This is a genomic window from Algoriphagus ratkowskyi (assembly GCF_002150505.1).
GTDB classification, from domain to species: domain Bacteria; phylum Bacteroidota; class Bacteroidia; order Cytophagales; family Cyclobacteriaceae; genus Algoriphagus; species Algoriphagus ratkowskyi.
Genome location: NZ_MSSV01000003.1, coordinates 70,873 through 90,266, shown reverse-complemented (window position 1 = coordinate 90,266; position 19,394 = coordinate 70,873). Strand labels below are relative to the sequence as shown.

Sequence of the window (19,394 nt, the reverse complement as noted above, 5' to 3'; positions counted from 1 at the left end):
TTCAGACTGGAGCGTTTTCTCAGTCTGAAGTTTTAGATGGTATTAAGAAATGGCTTTTACATTTACTTCAATATTACCACGCGTAGCTTTCGAGTAAGGACATACTTCATGAGCAGCATCCACTAGTTTTTGAGCTTCTTCTACACTCGCAGCATGCGGTATTTTTACAAATATATCCACTGCCAATCCAAAGCTTCCTGGACCATAATTACCCAAATGTACTTTTGCTGTGATCTCAGAATCTCGTAAGCTAGTCTTGCCAGCAACAGCTCCTAATGCCCCACCAAAACATGCTGCATAACCAGCTGCAAAAAGCTGCTCTGGATTAGTTTTTCCTCCTTGTCCTCCTATTTCCTTTGGCATCGCCACATCAAAGTCCAGTACGCCGTCATCTGTTTTTATGTGACCTTTTCTGCCCCCAGTATTCACTGCAGTTGCGGTGTAATCGATAGTTAGTTTTTCCATGTTAAGTAGCTTTTTTTAATGTTTCAATACTTCCTAACAAGTTGGTGAGTGAATGGTTTAACGCAGGTAAGTTTAAGTCTGATGATTTCAAGAACTTTTCATTTAAGGAAATTATAGTTTCTTGAACTTTTGCCTGAAGAGATTTGCCTGGATAGGTAAGCTCCACATGTACTGTTCTTTCGTCAGCTTCACCCCGCTGCCTTTTTACATAATTCATTGCCTCCAGTTTTTTTAATAAAGGAGTCAGCGTTCCTGAGTCAAGGTAAAGCCTGTTCCCAATTTCATTGACCTTCAGCCCATCTTCTTCCCATAGGACGGAGAGTACGAGAAATTGTGGGTAGGTCAAATTCAGCTCATTCAAAGAGTTCTGAATGAGCTGAATAAGAAATCTGGAGCTTGAATAAAGTGAAAGAGATAACTGATGGATAGGTAACATGTTACTGTGTTTAATATTTTACACAACTTAACTGTATAGAGCCTAACTTCCAATCGAATGTTACCTTTTGTTAATCATACAAATGAGTGTTTATCCCAGAGAATACCCCTGTTGATAAGCGTAGTGAAGCTTAGTGTTTGCTTCCCAATCATCTTTAAAAATTTGTGTGATTGGATCCCATTTCAACGGTCTTCCTAGCTCATGAGCGATGTTTCCAATAGTACAAATCGAGCAGGTATTATGTCCAACTTCCACCGGAACAATTGGATCTTTACGCATCACTACTGAATCTATAAAGTCGACATGATGCGCTCCAAACCCAAATTCGTCCTTTTCGAAGGTTCGTTCACAAGCTGAAACACTTGTGTCGTATTGTCCTCTGGAGACTGTAATCCATCCTTTTTCACCTATAAATTTGACGCCTGCTCTATTTCCATCATAAGATGTGATTTGCATTTCTATGCCATTGGCATAAATGTAGGTCAGTGGTTTTGAGTTAGTAGCCGGAATAACTTCTGTAAGGCAATTTCTGTCCATTCCGAGTCCCCACTGTGCTATATCTATCATATGTGCTCCCCAATCAGTCATTAATCCACCGCCAGTTTCTTTATACCATCTCCATGCTCCCCAGACTTTTTCATTTTGCTCAGGATTCAATGTAATTGGAGGATTCAATTCCTCATTATAATGTATGTCAGGCAGAGGACCAGTCCAGGTTTTCCAATCTAATCCAGCCGGAATTGGTTGCTTTGGCAAATCATATGGCTTAGGATGAGGAGGAGTTCCTACACTTACCAAAACTTGCTTGATCTCTCCAAGCATTCCTTTTTGAACCATTCGAGCAGCATGTTGAAAATTTGCTCCAGAGCGCTGCATACTACCCACTGCTAGCACGGTGCCCTTGGAGCGAACAGCTTTAACTAATTCTTGGCCTTCATGAATGGTGAATGTGAGGGGCTTCTCCAGATAAATGTCTTTGCCCGCATGGCAAGCATCGATAGCCATCATCGCATGCCAGTGGTCTGGCGAAGCAATTACCACAGCATCCACTTCAGGATTGGCTAATAGTTGCTTGTAATCAGCATAGACATTCATCGAAGGGGCTTTTCTATTATCATCAGTATAGTGCTTAGCCACACGAGCTTTAAATCTCTCCAGCTTGATCTCATAGACATCCGCTGCGGCAACGACATCCACAAGTGGATTTTTCATCATATTGCCAAGTAGGCCCATAGCTTGCCGGCCTACTCCGATGAATCCAAGTCGAATTTTGGAGGAGTCAGCAATTAAAGCAGTGCCACCAAAGCTTAAGTTTGGGATAGCGGTAAGGCCTACAGTACTAAGAATAGAAGCACTTAGAAACTTCCTTCTTGAAAAATATGATTTGCTCATAAGATTTAAATTTGAGGTTAATACTTGTGTTAATTTGATTTTTTTGAAATAAAGTATGGGGTTTCTAAACTATGGAAAAATATCTTAACAGCCATCCGGTCTTATAGGGTCGTAATCATATTTTTTGTGCGAAACTTTTTTGTAAATTCTCTGCTTTTGATCCATAGAAGCCTTTACCTATGACAATTCAACAACTCGAATATCTTATTGCCGTCGATAAGCACCGACACTTCGGCCAGGCAGCAGAAAGCTGCTTCGTAACACAACCAACTCTTAGTGCGCAGCTCAGTAAGTTGGAAAGAGATTTAGGAGTGATTCTGTTTGATCGGAGTAAAATGCCAGTAATTCCCACTGAAATGGGAAGGCAGGTTATCGATCAGGCTAAAAAGGTGGTTTCAGAAAGTAAAGGTATTTTCGAATTGATCGCTCATATGAAAGGCGACATTTCTGGTGTGATCAAATTGGGAATCATTCCTACACTTGCTCCCTATTTACTGCATCTTTTTATCCGAAAATTTTTAGTAAAATACCCGCACGTAAAGTTACAGGTGCAGGAAATGGTGACTGAGGAAGTGGTGAAAAAGCTCAAAAACGATGAGTTGGATCTGGGGATCGTAGTAACTCCTTTGCTTGAATCAGGAATTGTAGAGAAACCCATGTTCTATGAGAAATTTTATGCCTATTTATCAAAAGATCATCCCTTGTTAAAGGAAGCTGTTTTTCACCCTGAGAAAGTGCAGAAAGAAGATTTTTGGGTGCTACAGCAAGGACATTGCTTTCGGGATCAGGTGATTAACCTATGTGACCAAACTCAGAGTGGACCGACAAATTTTCACTATGAAAGCGGCTCCTTAGAAGGCTTGAAAAACATGGTGAACAGATATAAAGGCGTGACACTATTGCCAGAATTGGCGACACTAGAACTTTCGGAAGAAGAAAAAACTAGGTTGAGACCCTTTGACGGAGATTCTCCTACCCGTGAAGTAAGTATAATTTTAAACCGAAGTTTCCTTAAACAAAAACTCGTAGAACTATTATTTAAGGAAATTACTAGTTCTATTCCCCAAGAAATGACCTCCAGGGCGCATGGAAAAGTAATCCGGTTTAAATAAGAATTATTGCTTGGTGAGAATATAATGATCCGCTAGATCTCCAGTGACTCTCTTTCCATCCATGTCTAGAAGCCAAATTCTATTTTCACCAACTTTAAATTGGTTAGGTCTGTCTTTCACATTGGCCAATGTGACAATTGAGCCAGTTTTATCCCAAGAAAAGTTACCCATCACATCTTCTTCGAGTGCATCATTTCTGCCAAAATAATGAGTTGACAGTTTGAAAGTCATATCCATATTCAGAGTAAGTATGGTCTCTATCCCTTCGCAACTTGCGCAGGGCACGGTGCCTTTGTAGGTCCCGTTCCAATCCACTGAGGTAGCTGAATTGTCACCATTATATTGAGGAATCTCCTCAACCGTTTCAACTTCAGTAATGACTTCCTCTTGATTTTCAGAATTATCAGTCGAGTTGGAGCAGGCGGTAGTGAATGCTAACAAGGCGCAAAGAATAAGTATGATGAAGTTTTTATTCATAGGTGTAGTATTTCTAATTCCTCAAAATTATCAAGAATTAGACCGATTGTGGCAATTCAAGCGATTTTTAAGGCTTTTTTAAAAATTCCTAAAAATATATTTCGCTAGCCTATGTACAATTGAAAGTTGACACACCGTCTTTACCTAATGTCAACGAGGATACATTCTTTTCATAAAATTTGACAATCTGCTTATCACCTTTATAGCTTATAGAGGTATAATTCATCTCTTTTTCGAAGCACTTGAAAAATCAATTATTCAACTCCTCTGAAATTCTTACCTTTGTCACAGAGTATGAAATCGAGCAATATTCTGAAAGTCACAAAGTGAAAGGATTAAATGTGCTGCGAGATTCCATGTGGCCTTTGAGAGACAAATTATAAACACATGAAAAAGAAGCCATTCACGGTTGTCTATGAGGACAACCACCTGTTGATAGTAAATAAAGCTGCCGGTTTACTCGTGCAGGGAGACAAGACGGGGGATAAAACTTTGACGGATTACCTGAAAGACTATATCTCCAAAAAATACGATAAGCCTGGAGCAGTTTTTCTGCACCCAATTCACCGATTAGATCGTCCTGTAAGTGGTTTAGTCGCTTTTGCACGTACTTCCAAAGGTTTGGAACGCATGATGGAGCTTTTCCGCAAGCGAGAAATTCATAAAGTTTACTGGGCTTTGGTGAAAAGAAAGCCGAAGGATGAAACGGGTAAATTGACACACTACTTGGTGAAAGACGAGCAGAAAAATGTGGTCACTGCTCATGATAGAGAGGTGCCAGGTTCGCAAAAAGCAGAATTGAATTATAAGACGCTTGGATTCATGAATGATCACTGGTTGCTGGAAGTACGTCCTACATCTGGCCGTCCGCATCAGATCCGCGTTCAACTCGCGTCTATGGGTTGCCCGATCCGCGGAGATATCAAGTATGGCTTTGCAAAGCCAAATCCAGATGCGAGCATTAATCTTCATGCTTTCAATTTGGTATTTATACACCCGATCAAAAAAGAGAAGCTATACTTACGAGCCGCTGTGCCAGAAGAAGAATTCTGGGAGCAGTTTCTTGAATACGAAAGCATCAAGACGAAAGACCAACACTTGGATAATTCGTTTAGCGGATAAATATTTAACCTTTGAGATTTCAAAAATCTCAAAGGTTTTTTTATGGGGATTTACCGCAAAGTTTGCGGAGGATTTCTCGGAGAATGCATAGAGATTTTAACTTGACAATATAAAACATCAAGTTTAGAGCTTTTAGCTTTTTGTGTCTAGCATCAAATCGTTTACAGAATTGATTAACTTTTGGGTATGAAATATTTTCTAGTTCTATTATTTGCAACATTATTTGCTGCCTGCTCCTCTAAGCAAGAACCTAAAACCATTTATATCGTTCGCCATGCCGAGAAACAGCTAACTGGAGATGATCCATTGCTTTCTGTAGCGGGAAATGCCCGAGCGGTGAAGCTTTCACAGATCTTATCAGGCAAGGATATAAAGCATATTTACAGTACGGATTATAACAGAACCAAATTAACTGTGGCTCAAACTGCCAGTGAGGCTGGAGTTCAGGTTGAAACATACGATGCCAAAAATCACGATGCACTTGTAAAGAAAATAAGAAGTGTGGAGGGAAATGTTTTAGTAGTTGGGCATAGCAATACTGTCGGGCAGATAGCCAATTATTTTGTTGGTGACGGAAAGAAGTATGAGGATCTGGATGATTCAGAATACAATTACATCTATGTGGTTAAAGTAGAGAAAAATGGAACTTCGACTGTAGTGACCAAAACGTATAAGGATTATTGATCAACCAAGTTTCGCAAGCCCTTTCTCCAATTCAGCCTTCTCTTTCCCAATTTTTTCCCTACCTTAAAACGGTATTTTAACTACTATGAATCGCCAAGAAAATCTCGACCAATTACAAGACAAAATTAAAATATGGGATATCGCCGTCATCGGTGGCGGATCCTCAGGTCTCGGAGTAGCTTTAGATGCGATATCCAGAGGCTTATCAGTTGTTCTTTTTGATAAGGCAGATTTTGCCAAAGGCACCTCCAGTCGCAGCACCAAGCTTCTCCATGGAGGGGTTCGATACCTCGCTCAGGGTGATGTAGGATTGGTGTTTGAAGCTCTAAAGGAGCGCGGAAAATTATTGAAAAATGCACCTCATCTAGCGCATGATCAGCCTTTTATCATTCCAATTTTCACATGGAAAGATCGGCTGATGTACAGCGTGGGACTGAAAATGTACGACTGGATGGCCGGTCGATTAAGCTTGGGTAAATCCGAATTTATCTCCAAAGAAGAAACGCTCAAACGAATTCCCGGTCTGAAATCCAAAGGGCTTTATGGCGGCGTAGTCTATCATGACGGGCAGTTTGATGATGCTAGACTAGCTTTGAATCTCGCCCAGTCAGCAGATGAAGCAGGTACCTGTGTGTTGAATTATGTTAGTGTAAATAGCCTGGTAAAAGATGAAGCTGGTAAAATCACTGGACTGCATGTTTCAGATAAGTTATCCAAAAAGAAATATAAAATAAACGCCAAAATGGTGGTGAATGCAACGGGTGTTTTTGCGGATAAAATTTTGCAAATGGATGATCCAACAGCGCCCAGAATGATACAGCCAAGTCAAGGAATTCATTTGGTGTTGGATCTTGATTTTTTGGGAGGAAAAGACGCTCTGATGATTCCTAAAACAAGAGATGGAAGAGTGCTTTTTGCAGTTCCATGGCATGGGAAACTGGTAGTTGGTACTACCGACACACTTCGTGAAAAACCAAAATTAGAACCAGAGGCACTTCAGAAAGAAATAGATTTTGTACTGGAGACAGCGGCAGGATATTTAGCTCGAAAACCCACCAGAGAAGATGTGAGATCAGTTTTTGCCGGACTAAGACCACTTGCCAGACCTAAAGAGGGCAGTACAAAAACCAAAGAGATTTCTCGTTCCCACAAAGTGATCTTGTCAGAATCTGGATTAGTTACTTTGACAGGTGGCAAGTGGACTACGTTCCGAAAAATGGGAGAAGATACGGTGGAGTATTTCACCAAAGTCACTGGTGAAAAGCTGAGAGATAGCAAGTCACTGGACATGAAAATTCACGGTGCTACTTCCCGGGTGCCTGAAGGACATTGGGGGATTTATGGTTTTGATGCCAAACCTATCCAAGAGCTAACTAAGGAGAATAAATCCTGGGAGGCAAAACTACACCCTGACTTTCCGAATATAGCAGCCGAGGTCATCTGGGCTGTGAGAGAGGAAATGGCTATGACCATAGAAGATGTGCTTGCAAGACGAATTCGAATGCTTTTTCTTGACGCCCAAGCTGCCATAGATGCTGCACCCACAGTCGCTAAGTTGATGGCCGAGGAAATGAAGCATGATGAAACATGGATAGCATCCGAATTGGCTGACTTTAACAAAACCGCTTCGAAATATTTGATTAAAAAATAACCCAACAATGACCCAGAATAAACAATACATAATGGCTTTAGATCAGGGTACGACCAGTTCTAGAGCTATTCTTTTTGACAAAAAAGGCAAGATAATTTCCATTGCCCAGAAGGATTTCAAGCAGCATTTTCCCAAAGCAGGATGGGTGGAGCATGATCCCGATGAAATCTGGACTTCTCAATCCTCCGTGATGATAGAGTCCTTAGTAAATAAAAAAATCAAAGCAAATCAGGTGTCTGCAATAGGGATTACCAATCAGCGGGAAACGACAATAGTTTGGGACAGGAAAACTGGTAAAGCAATCTATAATGCTATCGTTTGGCAGGATCGCCGAACGGCCAGTTACTGCAATGAATTGAAAGAGAAAGGGCACGCTGAAATGGTTGTCTCGAAGACAGGATTGGTAATCGATGCTTATTTTTCTGCTACCAAAATCAAATGGATCCTAGATAATGTAAAGGGTGCAAGAGCAAAATCTGATGCAGGCGAACTAGCCTTCGGGACGGTGGATTCTTGGCTGATATGGAACCTTACTTCAGGCAAAACACACATCACGGATGTGACGAACGCTAGCCGAACCATGCTTTTCAATATTCACTCGCTAGAATGGGATCAGGAATTGTTGGATCTATTTGAGATTCCAGCTTCTATGTTGCCAGAAGTGAAATCATGCTCTGAGGTTTATTGTGAGACAGCAGGAGATGTCCTCAGTGTGAAAATTCCAATTGCTGGAATTGCTGGAGATCAACAGGCCGCTTTATTTGGACAGCTATGCACCAAGCCTGGAATGGCTAAGACGACTTATGGTACAGGCTGTTTTTTAGTAATGAATACCGGAAAAGAAGCTGTACGATCCGAAAATCAATTGCTTACTACGATTGCCTGGAAGATAGGAGATGAGATCAACTATGCCTTAGAAGGTTCTGTATTCATTGGAGGTGCAGCAATTCAATGGCTGAGAGATGGATTAGAACTATTCAAACATGCCAGAGAAAGTGAACGCTTAGCCGACAGCTTAGACAATAACGACGGAGTATATTTTGTGCCCGCACTATCTGGATTGGGTGCGCCACATTGGGATCAAGATGCTCGAGGAGCTTTTTTCGGAATCACCCGAGGTACGACTAAAGCTCATATGGCTAGAGCGGCTTTGGAAGCTATTGCCTATCAGGTTTACGATGTGCTGAAAGCTATGGAGAAAGACAGCGGCAAACCGACTCAAGAGCTTCGTGTGGACGGTGGAGCAACTGCCAACAGTTTCCTGATGCAGTTTCAGGCAGATTTGCTGGACTGCGAAATCAAGCGACCTGAGATAATTGAAACTACCGCTATTGGTGCAGCATTTTTAGCTGGACTTGCAGTTGGCTTTTGGAAGGATCAGGAAGAGATAAATGCGCTATGGAATGCTGACAAAAGCTTTGTCCCACATATGGCAAAAGAAGAACAGAAAAAATTGATACATTTTTGGCACAAAGCTGTTGAGCGCTCTAAAAACTGGGTAGAACTATGAACGTATTCCTTGCAGAATTAATCGGAACTGGCTTATTGATATTGTTAGGGTCCGGCGTAGTAGCCAATATGCTTTTGCCAAAGACGAAAGGCAATGGGGGCGGAATCATGGAGATTAGTACAGCTTGGGCTTTGGCAGTTTTTGTGGGTGTAGTCGTAGCCGGTCCATATAGTGGAGCCCATCTGAATCCAGCGGTGACTGTTGGCTTAGCTCTCACCGGACAATTTGAGTGGGCATTAGCTCCTGGTTATATCATCGCTCAGGTTTTGGGTGCCATGATAGGCGTAGGAATAGCATGGCTATTTTATAAAGATCACTACGAGGCATCAGATGATGCTGGTATAAAAGCTGCACCTTTTGGCACTTCACCTGCGATAAGAAACCTTCCGCTAAATTTCTTCTCGGAAGTAGTCGGTACGTTCGTCTTGATCATAGTAATTCTTTACAACGACGGTGTTGAAATTGGAGATACTACCAAAACACCCATTGGTATGGGCTCTTTAGGTGCTATTCCAGTTGCGTTTTTGGTTTGGGTAATTGGACTTTCTTTAGGAGGTACTACAGGCTATGCTATCAATCCTGCTCGTGATTTTGGGCCACGGTTGATGCATGCTATTTTACCAATTAAGGGTAAAGGAAGTTCAGACTGGGGTTATGCTTGGGTGCCGATTTTAGGCCCTTGCGTGGGTGCGGCTTTAGCGGCAGGCTTATTTATGGTGGCGGGTTCTTAAGGAACTTAAGAATGTAAAAACTCCAAAACCGTGTACTAAAAACTAGCTTCTCATAAAAAATAGATCTTTTAAATAGCGATGTTATGGTAGGTTTTGTGATTACAATCACCGAATATTCACCAACACCAAAAAGCCTGAAATCTGTAAAGATTTCAGGCTTTTATATTTTTAACTAGTTTAGAACAGCTTATTATTTCAAAATCTCTCGAGAGATCACCAATTTCTGAATCTCTGAAGTTCCTTCGCCAATTGTACATAGCTTAGAATCACGATAGAATTTTTCCACAGGATAATCCTTCGTAAATCCATAACCCCCAAAAATCTGAACGGCATCATTCGATACTGACACAGCAACTTCGGATGAGAAATATTTGGCTTGAGCTCCAGCCAATGTTACTTTTTCACCCCGGTTCTTTAAATCTGCAGCCTTAAAAATCAACAGACTCGATGCTTCTACTTGAGTGGCCATATCGGCCAGTTTGAAAGAGATTCCCTGGAAAGAACTGATTGGCTTGTTGAATTGATGACGTTCTTTTGAGTATTGAATGGATGCTTCTAGTGCTCCTTCTGCAATACCCTGTCCCAATGCAGCAATAGAAATTCTACCGCCATCCAAGATTTTCATGGATTGGATAAAACCGTTGCCTACTTCGCCTAGTACTTGACTTTCATGAATAATACAATCATCGAAAAGCATCTCAGCAGTTTCAGAGGCGCGCATGCCCAACTTATCCTCTTTTCTTCCTCCTTTAAAACCAGGCGTACCACGCTCAACAATAAAAGCGGTCATTCCATGCGAATCGCCGATTTCTCCCGTTCTCGCAATCACAACAGCCACATCTCCTGAAGCACCGTGCGTGATAAAATTCTTTGCTCCGTTGATGATCCAATTATTGCCTTCTTTCTTAGCAACTGTCTGCATATTGCCGGCATCTGATCCCGTATTTGGCTCTGTCAGACCCCAAGCGCCAAGCCATTCGCAGGTAGCGAGTTTGGGTAAATACTTCTTTTTCTGCTCCTCGTTGCCAAACATCATGATGTGTCCACAGCATAGGGAATTGTGTGCAGCCATTGAAAGGCCAACTGAAGGGTCGAGTTTGGAAAGCTCAACAATCGCGGTGACATATTCAAAGTAGCCAAAACCTGAGCCTCCGTATTCGGTAGGGATCAATACGCCCATCAAACCTAGTTCCCCAAGTTTTTTGAATACGTCAATTGGGAAATGAGATCTGTCATCCCAGTCTTTGCGGAAAGGAGTGATCTCTTTGGCTCCAAAATCACGAATCATCTGAGCGATCATTCGTTGATTTTCATTTTGGGTGAAGTTTAGCATATAATTATTTGGGTTCATTTTCTATATAAGCTCTAAGATTCAGAAATAGTTTGAATTCAACAAATTCAATATTTCAATAGTATATTTTTATTTTGACTCATTATCACTCTTATAAATAAGAATTTTGGTCAAAAATCTTTGGATTATATCTTCCTTTTTATCTTTGCCCACTTATTATTGCTTCTTATGCCGTAAAGGTTTTTTGATATATTTTCCAATAAATCAATTGTTTATGCATTAGTAATTCTGATTCATGGGAGTTTCTGTCTTCTTTTAATGCACTCAGATAAGAATCTCTAAATACAGAAACGGAAGAGGACTACGATCCCAATAGCTGTGCAGAATGCTAGGACTGACGTGGCCTAAAGCAAAAGTAAGGGGACAGCCCAATTGCTGTATTAACTAATACTTTTAAAAGCACAAGAACAGCTCGCCAAATCAAACTTCAAGTGGAATCTATCGACGTTGTTACAGAAAAAAAATAAGCTGTAACAATCCTTAGATTGATTACAGCTTATACATACACAAAGTTTTACTGATTTATTTTACCAATTAATCGGTCCCTTGCCCAGGTACTTCTCTGCAATCGGTAAATAATATGCCTTCATATCTTCCAGATCATAGATTTTAGGAGACTTAGTGTAAAGATCATACTTATTAAAATCCAAAATCCACTCCTTGTATTGTGCGTCTTTTGGCCCCTCAAACTGTGAGTAGCTTCCGCCATTGTGCCATGGATAAAAAGAATGATAGCGAACCATCGCCATTCCAGCTTCAGGGATCGTGTTTGTAGGATGGTTTTTCAATACCTGATAAAAATACTCATCGTGTCCCCAGGCAAGTTGCAAGTTGTCCAAACCGCAGCCGCTTTCATAAATTCCTAATTCTGTATTGTAGCGAGGATCTTTCATGTCTGGACTGAGCTCATTGAACTCAGAATAAACGCAGGTATCAGGCAATTTTGCCCCAACAACAAAAACATCGCCTACCAGTCCCCACTGCTCCGCTTGGCTTGTGCCATCTTCATCCGATCCGAATAAATACATCACTTTTCCCAGGTCATGGATCAAACCTACCAATTGCATCCAGTCAGGACGATTGTCTGCTCGTAAAGCCTCAGCTGACTGGATCAAATGCTGAATATTTGGCAAATCGAGATCTGGATCACTTACGTCAATCAGAGTGTTCAGCTTTTCCATTGCATCCCAAAGACTCATAGGTTTGTCAAACGTGAGATATTTAGCCTTCATTTTTTGCACGTAGTCATAGGTCTGATACATGCGCATTTTCTTGTAATGCTCACGTACCGCGGCTTTGATATCGACGTGAGTATAATTCCTGAATTCCTTTTCTGTAGTCTCCATAGTGTTAAGCGATTGTGCCTAAAATTACATAAATAATTACTGTGATTGCAATCAATATCCAGCCCAAAGTTTTGGCATGTTTCCAAGGCACAATGTTTAGCTTGCCAGAGTCAACCATTACGAAAGGAATTGTAACTGGATACTTTGCAGAAACGAGATGCATCACGATGAGGTTTAGAACAAACTCAATCCCCCAGATGTGCACGAAGTGAATATTGACTTGGATGATCAAATCCATCAAAATATAAAAGGCAAGTCCGAAGAGCAGTCCGGCTTTGGCTCCTGCAGCAGATACTTTGGGGAAAAAGAATCCGGCTATTATTACAGTAGCCATTGGGATAAAGAAGATGCCGTTAAGCTGCTGCAAAAGCTGGTAAAGTCCAGCTGGAGCATTCGCTACAAAAGGAGCAACTAGAATCGCTGCAAAGGCTAAAATCGCCGAAGTCCACTTTCCTATCCGAACGAGCTGCACTTCCTGAGCCGCTTTGTTGATGTAAACTTTGAAAATATCCAGACTGAAAATTGTTGCAGCACTATTCAGCGCACTGTTGAAGGTGCTCAAAATTGCTCCCATAATTACCGCAACAAAGAAGCCTGTCATCCAAGTCGGAAGCACACGCTTGACCAATTCGGGATACACACTGTCTTGAGAATCAAAAAGCGAATCACCGAAATAATAGAAACCGATTATCCCTGGTAACACAATTACCAGCGGAATCAGAATTTTCAAAATTCCAGTAAATAGTAAACCTTTTTGAGCCTCCTTCAAACTCACCGCACCCAATGCTCGCTGTACGATGGACTGATGCATGGTCCAAAAATAGAGTTGATTGATGATCAGTCCAGTGAAAAGTACTTCAAAAGGCAAAATAGAATCCCTAGATCCTGGTCCAATTGAAGGTTCTTGGCTGATTACATTGAATTTCTCAGGGGCATTGTTGAAAACCTTGGTGATACCAGTGATGATATTTCCATCTCCGATGTCCCATAACGCAAAAACCGGCACAAGTAAGCCCGCGATTAGCAGTCCAAAACCATTGATGGTGTCTGTGTAAGCAACCATTTTCAACCCTCCGAAAATTGCATACACTGCTCCGAGCACACCTACCACAACTACTGTGAGCCAAATCCCCTCCGCCTGTGTGATATTTAACGTTTCCGAAATCCCAAAAATCGATTCAATATTCAGAGCTCCAGTATAAAGTACTATAGGCAAAAGTGTCACGACAAAGGAGATGATCAGTAGCAGGGAAATCAGCGCCTGCGTCATTTTGTCGAATCGTTTTTCTAAGAACTCAGGAATAGTTGTCAGCCCCATTCTCAGGTATTTTGGGATAAAATACAAAGCGCCGATCACCAGTGCGATGGCCGAAGTGACTTCCCAAGCGATGATGATAGCCCCGTTTTTGTAGGCTGAGCCATTCATTCCCACGAGATGCTCAGTAGAAATATTGGTAAGCAACATCGATCCAGCGATGACTACTCCGGTGAGGCTACGGCCACCAAGGAAATAGCCGTCTTGAGTTTGCAGATTTTGTTTGCGCAGCATCCACGTGGAGTAGATTGCTACGAAGGCTGTAAAAGCCAGAAAGCTAAATAGAGTAAGCAATTATTTTGAGTTGAATGGGTTTGTCGAAATTGTATTCGGGAAAATAAGGAATTAGAATTTCTGTGACAACAAAAGATTTTCCGTTCAGCAGTATTCTTCTTTGGGAGATAAAGACGAAGGGAATAAAGACTCCTAAAATTTTCTTATTTTCCCCCTCTCAATTCCAATAGCTACTAACCGATTTTGTCATGAAGACTTTTTCTCTACTATTTATCAGTTTTCTACTCTCAATTTTCAGCTTCGCTCAAGACATCACAGGTCAATGGAACGGAGCCTTGAAAGTTCAGAGCATTCAACTTCGATTGGTATTCAATGTGACCAAAACCGAAAATGGATACCGCGCCACCATGGATAGTCCAGATCAAGGTGCATTCGGGATACCGGTGACTGCTACAAGTTTTGAGAATAATAAGTTGAAAATTGTGATTACCAACGCAAATATCCTTTATGAAGGAACGCTAGGCGATGACAATATCATCATCGGTGTTTTCAATCAGGGGGGACAGTCGTTTCCGATGAATCTGTCCAGAGAGGAGATTGTAAAAGCAGGTTCAAATCGACCTCAGGAACCCAAAAGACCTTTTTCATATCGTTCTGAAGATGTGATTTTTGAAAATAAGCAGGCAGAAATACTACTTGCTGGAACACTCACTATGCCAGAGAAAGAAGGGACTTACCCAGCTGTGGTGCTCATCTCCGGATCTGGACCACAGAATCGTGACGAGGAATTATTTGGTCATAAACCTTTTCTAGTCTTGTCGGACTACCTGACGAAAAATGGCATTGCGGTATTACGCTACGATGATCGTGGGACGGCAGCTTCTACGGGTGATTTTGGTTCAGCTACTTCGGTGGACTTTGCCACAGATGTAGCTTCGGCAGTGCAGTATTTGCAGTCTAGACCTGAGATTGACAAAAGTAAAATCGGCCTGATCGGTCATAGCGAAGGCGGTATTATCGCTCCTATGGTCGCAGGAGATTCAGATGATATTGATTTTCTGGTTTTGCTCGCGGGTACAGGAATTCGTGGAGATAAATTGCTGCTTGCTCAGCAAAGACTGATCGGAGAAGCATCTGGAATAAGTCCAAATCAGTTAGAAGAAAGTGCGCTGGTCAACAGAGGTGTCTTCGACATCATGCTCAAAGATCAGGGAACAGAAGAGTTGAAGGGAGATCTTAGAAATTACATGGCTCAGGCGTATCGTAATATTCCACCTGCCAATGTGCCTAAAGGAATGACGGAGGATAAATTTGTCAAGGAGCAAATGGCTCAGATGGAATCACTAGCTACCCCTTGGATGCAGTATTTCATCAAGTATGATCCAGCTCCAGCCTTAGAAAAAGTAAGTTGCCCGGTACTGGCGATTAATGGTGAAAAAGACCTCCAAGTTCCAGCAAAAGAAAACTTGGAAGCTATAAAAGCTGCCTTAGCAAAGGGTGGAAATACAAACGTATCTACGATGGAATTACCAGGTTTGAACCACCTATTCCAAGAAGCTAAAACTGGCGCCCCAAGCGAGTATCCCGAGATCGAGCAGACCTTCTCTCCAAAAGCGATGGAAGTGGTGTTGGAGTGGATTAAGGAGAGGGTGAAGTGAATAGTGGACTAAATTTAATTGTGCTGGTAGATCAGACTGCGCTGATAACTAATATAGAAGGGATTTTTTAGGTATATGAGTCCTACTTTAATAGGCTGTGAATCTAGGGAGAAAGAGCAAAGTGTGTCAAGTGCTTTGTTTTTTTGTATGGAGTACGCTTGAAGTTAAAGAAAGATTGACAGACTATGTCGCAGGCATTTATTGCTTAGTATTTTAACCTAATTGGTATAAATTTGGGGCAAGACTCCTCAAAGTAATATTGAATAACTTTTGAGAGACTGTGATTTTTGAATTATGAAAACCCAAATCCTCGATTTTACAGAAGACAATGGACTTGTTCTGTGTAGCAAAGGTTCAGCTGCTCAGAATAACTATGAGCGATTGTATATTTCCGAGGTTAAAAAACTTAATGCCTACGCAGTTTTTTTTAGAAGATTTTTTAAAAATAAGGAGGATATAGCCGCTTATAAGTCTGAGCCAGTAGTTTGTATTTTCCAAGAGGCCGATGTTCCTGTTAACAGTCCCCGGCATAAAGAAATACACGCTGCGCTCTGGAGTGAGAGCAAAATTGATGTTTATATCATAAGTGGTAAAACGAGATTAGATATCTATAATGTTAGAAAGCCTGCCGAAAGAATCAGAGAGAATGAGCTCTCAGTAGAAAAATTGAAATTCCCTTTAGACGCAGTAAAAGTACTTGATAAGAAACGGAGTGCGGCACATCTATTTGGAACAGGGACATTTTGGGAACAAATAGAAAATCAAAACCAGATAAATCTTGATAAGAGTCCGTACGTGCATCTTATCAATTATCTGATGAAAGTCAGAAAGGGTTTCAATGAGAGAAGTAAAGAACTAGAACTAGAAACTATAGACAAGATATTGGTTTTAAGTATCTTGGTGAAGTTCTTGGAAGAAAAAAAGGATCTAGGTCAATCAACTCTCGATGAGATATTTTCCAAAAATCAAATAAACAGTTTTGTTGAAGCGGTAGAAAACGGGAAATTCTTGAATGTTCTGGGTGATCTTTCTACAGAATTCAATGGAAGGGTTTTTGATCAATTTACTCCTCTAGAAAAAGAGCAAATTGAGAAGATTGATATGAGCTTACTAGCTCAGTTTTTGAGAGCTGAAAGCGACCTTAATACTCAGCAGCTTTTTTTATGGAAACAATATAGTTTTCAACATTTACCCGCAGAGGTAATTAGCGCTATTTACGAAAACTTTATTCAAGAGGAAGCTGAAGAAGATGGGAAAGGCCGTGAAAAAGGTGTGGTTTATACCCCCATTCATTTGGTCAATTTCATGGTAGATGAAGTAATGCCACTTGGAAATCCTCCTGCATCTTTTATAGAGAACGGCACTTATAAGATTTTGGATCCTACATGTGGGTCAGGCGTTTTTCTAGTTGCTGCGTACAAAAGATTACTTCAGTGGTGGGCAATTGCAAAGAGTGAAGAAAATGGAGAAATTCAATATCCAGATGCATGGACAGCGCAGAAAATATTGGAGGATAATATCTTCGGTGTTGATGTTAAAAAGACAGCTGTGCGTGTGACCATATTTGGACTTACTACAGCCTTATTGGATTATTTAACTCCCAAAGAAGTGTGGGGGAAATTGAAGTTTAAAGACCTAAGTACCAAAAATATTGTAGAAGTTAAGCCACCCACAGGTTTTTTCCAATGGGCGCTGGATGCTAAAAATGAAGGAAGGCATTTTTCTTTAGTAATTGGGAATCCTCCATTTAATCCAGAAAAAAATGTTTCGAAAGTAAAGGTACTGGATCCAAAAATTCTTGATTCTTTGGAGTTAAAACATACTAGAATTCCGAGAAAAAACTTTGCACTACATTTCTTTGAGGCTTCCATGTTGTTAGCGGATCGTATTTGTATGATCATACCATCCAATGTGATTTTGTATGACAAATCCAATGAGGCTAAAGCTTATAGAGAAAGTCTTTTTACTAATTATTCCGTATCTGATATTTATGATTTTACTCATTTAAGAGAATCTCTTTTTGTGAAAAAGGGAAGCGGAAAAAAAGTTGGTAGAACACCTGTGGTAACCCTTTTTGCTGAGAACAGGCCCTCTGAATTCCAGCCAATAAACCATACTGTAGTCAAACGCACAATTTCCGTAGAGCAAAAAGTGCGTTTTGAAATTGATGAGTATGACAGACATCTAGTAAAATGGGATTGGGCGGTTGACCCAAAAAAGCAATTTGTATGGAAAACAAATTTGCTAGGTGGAGGGAGGCTATTTCATTTGATTTACAGGTTGAGTATGCTTTTGAGTTTTAAAGAATATATTAAAAATAATGGTTGGGACTACAGTGTTGGATATAAGTTAGAGGGAAGCAATAAAAAGAAAAGTGTTGCTTATTTACAGGGTAGGGAAATTATTAATACTTCAACATTTGATGAGAATGAGAATTTCTCCACATATACTGAAGAAAATTCTGATTTTGCAGAACCAAGGATTGAAAGTATTTATAGTCCTCCACATCTTATATATAAAGTTAATCTGGGATTAAAACATATTCCTATACACCTTTCAGATAAGTATTTAGGATTCAAAGATAAATTGGTTGGGATTCATGCTCCCCAAGGAGAGAGATATAAGTTATTGGAAATCTATGATAGATTTAAAAATAGGGAATACTCAAAATTAATGAGGTTATGGGTTTTATCGACAAGTTCAGAAACTTTAATAAACCTAGAAACAGCGTGTAAAAAAGAAGATATTGATTCAGTACCTTATCCAATTAACTTAAATAAAGTTGCCTTATCACATGAAGAAAGCATCATTCAGAAGGATGTCTTAGATTATTTCATCCATCTAGGAAAACAAATTACTAAAAAATCTGGTGGTGCAATCCTCCATCATCCAGTAAGGGAAAAGCAACTCCAAGAGTATGGTGAAGTACTCTGCTCAGAGTTAAATGACATCTATGCTAAGGATGGAAATAGGTGGCAATCAGGCAAGGTTTATAGAATGCCCTCTTATACGGTTTATCAAATAGGCTTTGGAGTAGATGGTAAGTTGAAGCAAGAGTTTGTTGACGATCAATTAGACGATTCTATAGAGAGTTTAATCAAAAATGACGCTGCCAACCGTGGAGCAGCCTACAAGCGAATCGTTCGACTATATGATCATGTAGGTGGATTTGATTGTGTTTACTTTATCAAGCCGAATGCCCTACGCTATTGGTTAAAGTCTATTGCCTTGAGAGATGCAGATGAAACATTTTTGGATTTTAGAGATGGAGGATATTAAGTATGTCAGGTGTCTCATCTTTTAAAAACCTTCAATCTTCTCATTTAGTAAATGAACTGATATCATACTTAGAAACTGAGTTGCCGAATTTCACTGTATCAGAGGAATTTGTTGAAATTCTCGCAGTTAAGAAAAATGAGAATCAGCATTCATCAGCTTTTTGTGTTTATATGACTAACGAATGTTCCTCTCATTTTTATTTTTTACCGGAAAATTCACAAAAAGGCAGCAGTAAAATAGACATAGGAATATATAAAGGAGCGAATCTATTTTTTACGATAGAAGCCAAAGTTCTTCCTACACCCAAAGGCCCAAAAAGAGAGGAGTACGAGTATGTCTTTGGCAAAGGTGGAGGAATTGAACGCTTTAGGAAGGAAGATCATGGGGTTGATAATAAGAATAATTTATTGCCTGAAAATGGTATGATTGCATATGTTAAAACCGATGATTTCAATTACTGGTTTTCAACTATTAATCAATGGATCACAGATGCTTCTTGGCCAGAGGAGGAAAAACTTGAAATAATCTCCTTTGATAAGATCGCCCGATTAAAATCAAATCATTTAAGAAAAGGAGGCTCACAGGTTATACTACACCACTTCTGGGTCGATGTAAGTTAAATATTCCCAAT

Annotated in this window: 16 protein-coding genes; 9 read left to right on the top strand and 7 right to left on the bottom strand. The window is 40.4% G+C overall.

What is annotated here, in order from left to right:
- Window positions 1–42: 42 nt before the first annotated feature.
- From BVH02_RS03895 to BVH02_RS03885, 3 genes are all read right to left on the bottom strand, one after another.
- Window positions 43–465: an organic hydroperoxide resistance protein gene (locus BVH02_RS03895; protein WP_086499165.1), complete on the bottom strand. Its 423-nt coding sequence runs from the start codon at window positions 463–465 to the stop codon at window positions 43–45.
- Between the two features lies 1 nt (window position 466).
- Window positions 467–901, bottom strand: coding sequence for a MarR family winged helix-turn-helix transcriptional regulator (locus BVH02_RS03890; RefSeq protein WP_086499162.1), 435 nt, complete (start codon window positions 899–901; stop codon window positions 467–469).
- A gap of 90 nt (window positions 902–991) precedes the next feature.
- Window positions 992–2,293 carry a Gfo/Idh/MocA family protein gene (locus BVH02_RS03885; protein ID WP_086499158.1) on the bottom strand — a complete coding sequence of 434 codons (1,302 nt, stop codon included), beginning with the start codon at window positions 2,291–2,293 and terminating at the stop codon, window positions 992–994.
- Between the two features lie 179 nt (window positions 2,294–2,472).
- On the opposite strand from BVH02_RS03885, the gene BVH02_RS03880 reads away from it, so the two are divergent.
- The gene (locus BVH02_RS03880; protein ID WP_086499137.1) at window positions 2,473–3,405 is read left to right on the top strand and encodes a hydrogen peroxide-inducible genes activator; all 933 of its coding nucleotides are present in this window, start codon (window positions 2,473–2,475) and stop codon (window positions 3,403–3,405) included.
- 3 nt (window positions 3,406–3,408) lie between these two features.
- Here BVH02_RS03880 and BVH02_RS03875 read toward each other — a convergent pair whose 3' ends face one another.
- Window positions 3,409–3,882, bottom strand: a complete 474-nt coding sequence (locus BVH02_RS03875) for a copper resistance protein NlpE (protein ID WP_086499135.1) — start codon at window positions 3,880–3,882, stop codon at window positions 3,409–3,411.
- A gap of 387 nt (window positions 3,883–4,269) precedes the next feature.
- On the opposite strand from BVH02_RS03875, the gene BVH02_RS03870 reads away from it, so the two are divergent.
- The 5 genes from BVH02_RS03870 to BVH02_RS03850 all read left to right on the top strand — a co-directional run bounded on the left by BVH02_RS03870 (window position 4,270) and on the right by BVH02_RS03850 (window position 9,580).
- Entirely contained in the window at window positions 4,270–5,004 is a 735-nt protein-coding gene (locus BVH02_RS03870) for an RluA family pseudouridine synthase (protein WP_086499133.1), read from the top strand.
- Window positions 5,005–5,190: 186 nt separating this feature from the next.
- The gene (locus BVH02_RS03865) at window positions 5,191–5,688 is read left to right on the top strand and encodes a SixA phosphatase family protein (RefSeq protein ID WP_086499130.1); all 498 of its coding nucleotides are present in this window, start codon (window positions 5,191–5,193) and stop codon (window positions 5,686–5,688) included.
- An 85-nt stretch (window positions 5,689–5,773) separates the two neighbouring features.
- Window positions 5,774–7,339 carry a glycerol-3-phosphate dehydrogenase/oxidase gene (locus tag BVH02_RS03860; protein ID WP_086499128.1) on the top strand — a complete coding sequence of 522 codons (1,566 nt, stop codon included), beginning with the start codon at window positions 5,774–5,776 and terminating at the stop codon, window positions 7,337–7,339.
- Between the two features lie 7 nt (window positions 7,340–7,346).
- The gene (gene glpK, locus BVH02_RS03855; protein WP_086499127.1) at window positions 7,347–8,849 is read left to right on the top strand and encodes a glycerol kinase GlpK; all 1,503 of its coding nucleotides are present in this window, start codon (window positions 7,347–7,349) and stop codon (window positions 8,847–8,849) included.
- The gene (locus BVH02_RS03850) at window positions 8,846–9,580 is read left to right on the top strand and encodes an MIP/aquaporin family protein (RefSeq protein WP_086499125.1); all 735 of its coding nucleotides are present in this window, start codon (window positions 8,846–8,848) and stop codon (window positions 9,578–9,580) included. The genes glpK and BVH02_RS03850 overlap by 4 nt, the downstream gene beginning before the upstream one ends.
- 190 nt (window positions 9,581–9,770) lie before the next feature.
- On the opposite strand, the gene BVH02_RS03845 is transcribed toward BVH02_RS03850, so the two are convergent.
- The 3 genes from BVH02_RS03845 to BVH02_RS03835 form a co-directional block, all read right to left on the bottom strand.
- The gene (locus BVH02_RS03845) at window positions 9,771–10,913 is read right to left on the bottom strand and encodes an acyl-CoA dehydrogenase family protein (protein ID WP_086499873.1); all 1,143 of its coding nucleotides are present in this window, start codon (window positions 10,911–10,913) and stop codon (window positions 9,771–9,773) included.
- Window positions 10,914–11,458: 545 nt separating this feature from the next.
- On the bottom strand, window positions 11,459–12,277 hold the full coding sequence (locus BVH02_RS03840; protein ID WP_086499123.1) for an inositol oxygenase family protein: 819 nt from the start codon (window positions 12,275–12,277) through the stop codon (window positions 11,459–11,461).
- A 4-nt stretch (window positions 12,278–12,281) separates the two neighbouring features.
- Window positions 12,282–13,886, bottom strand: a complete 1,605-nt coding sequence (locus BVH02_RS03835; RefSeq protein ID WP_086499121.1) for a solute:sodium symporter family transporter — start codon at window positions 13,884–13,886, stop codon at window positions 12,282–12,284.
- 188 nt (window positions 13,887–14,074) lie between these two features.
- Between BVH02_RS03835 and BVH02_RS03830 the strand changes: the two genes are divergently transcribed.
- The 3 genes from BVH02_RS03830 to BVH02_RS03820 all read left to right on the top strand — a co-directional run bounded on the left by BVH02_RS03830 (window position 14,075) and on the right by BVH02_RS03820 (window position 19,383).
- Window positions 14,075–15,484, top strand: a complete 1,410-nt coding sequence (locus BVH02_RS03830) for an alpha/beta hydrolase family protein (protein WP_086499119.1) — start codon at window positions 14,075–14,077, stop codon at window positions 15,482–15,484.
- A 294-nt stretch (window positions 15,485–15,778) separates the two neighbouring features.
- The gene (locus BVH02_RS03825) at window positions 15,779–18,763 is read left to right on the top strand and encodes an HsdM family class I SAM-dependent methyltransferase (RefSeq protein ID WP_086499117.1); all 2,985 of its coding nucleotides are present in this window, start codon (window positions 15,779–15,781) and stop codon (window positions 18,761–18,763) included.
- A gap of 2 nt (window positions 18,764–18,765) precedes the next feature.
- Window positions 18,766–19,383 (top strand): hypothetical protein, encoded by a 618-nt coding sequence (locus tag BVH02_RS03820; protein WP_086499115.1) that lies wholly within the window; start codon window positions 18,766–18,768, stop codon window positions 19,381–19,383.
- The last annotated feature ends 11 nt before the right edge of the window (window positions 19,384–19,394 follow it).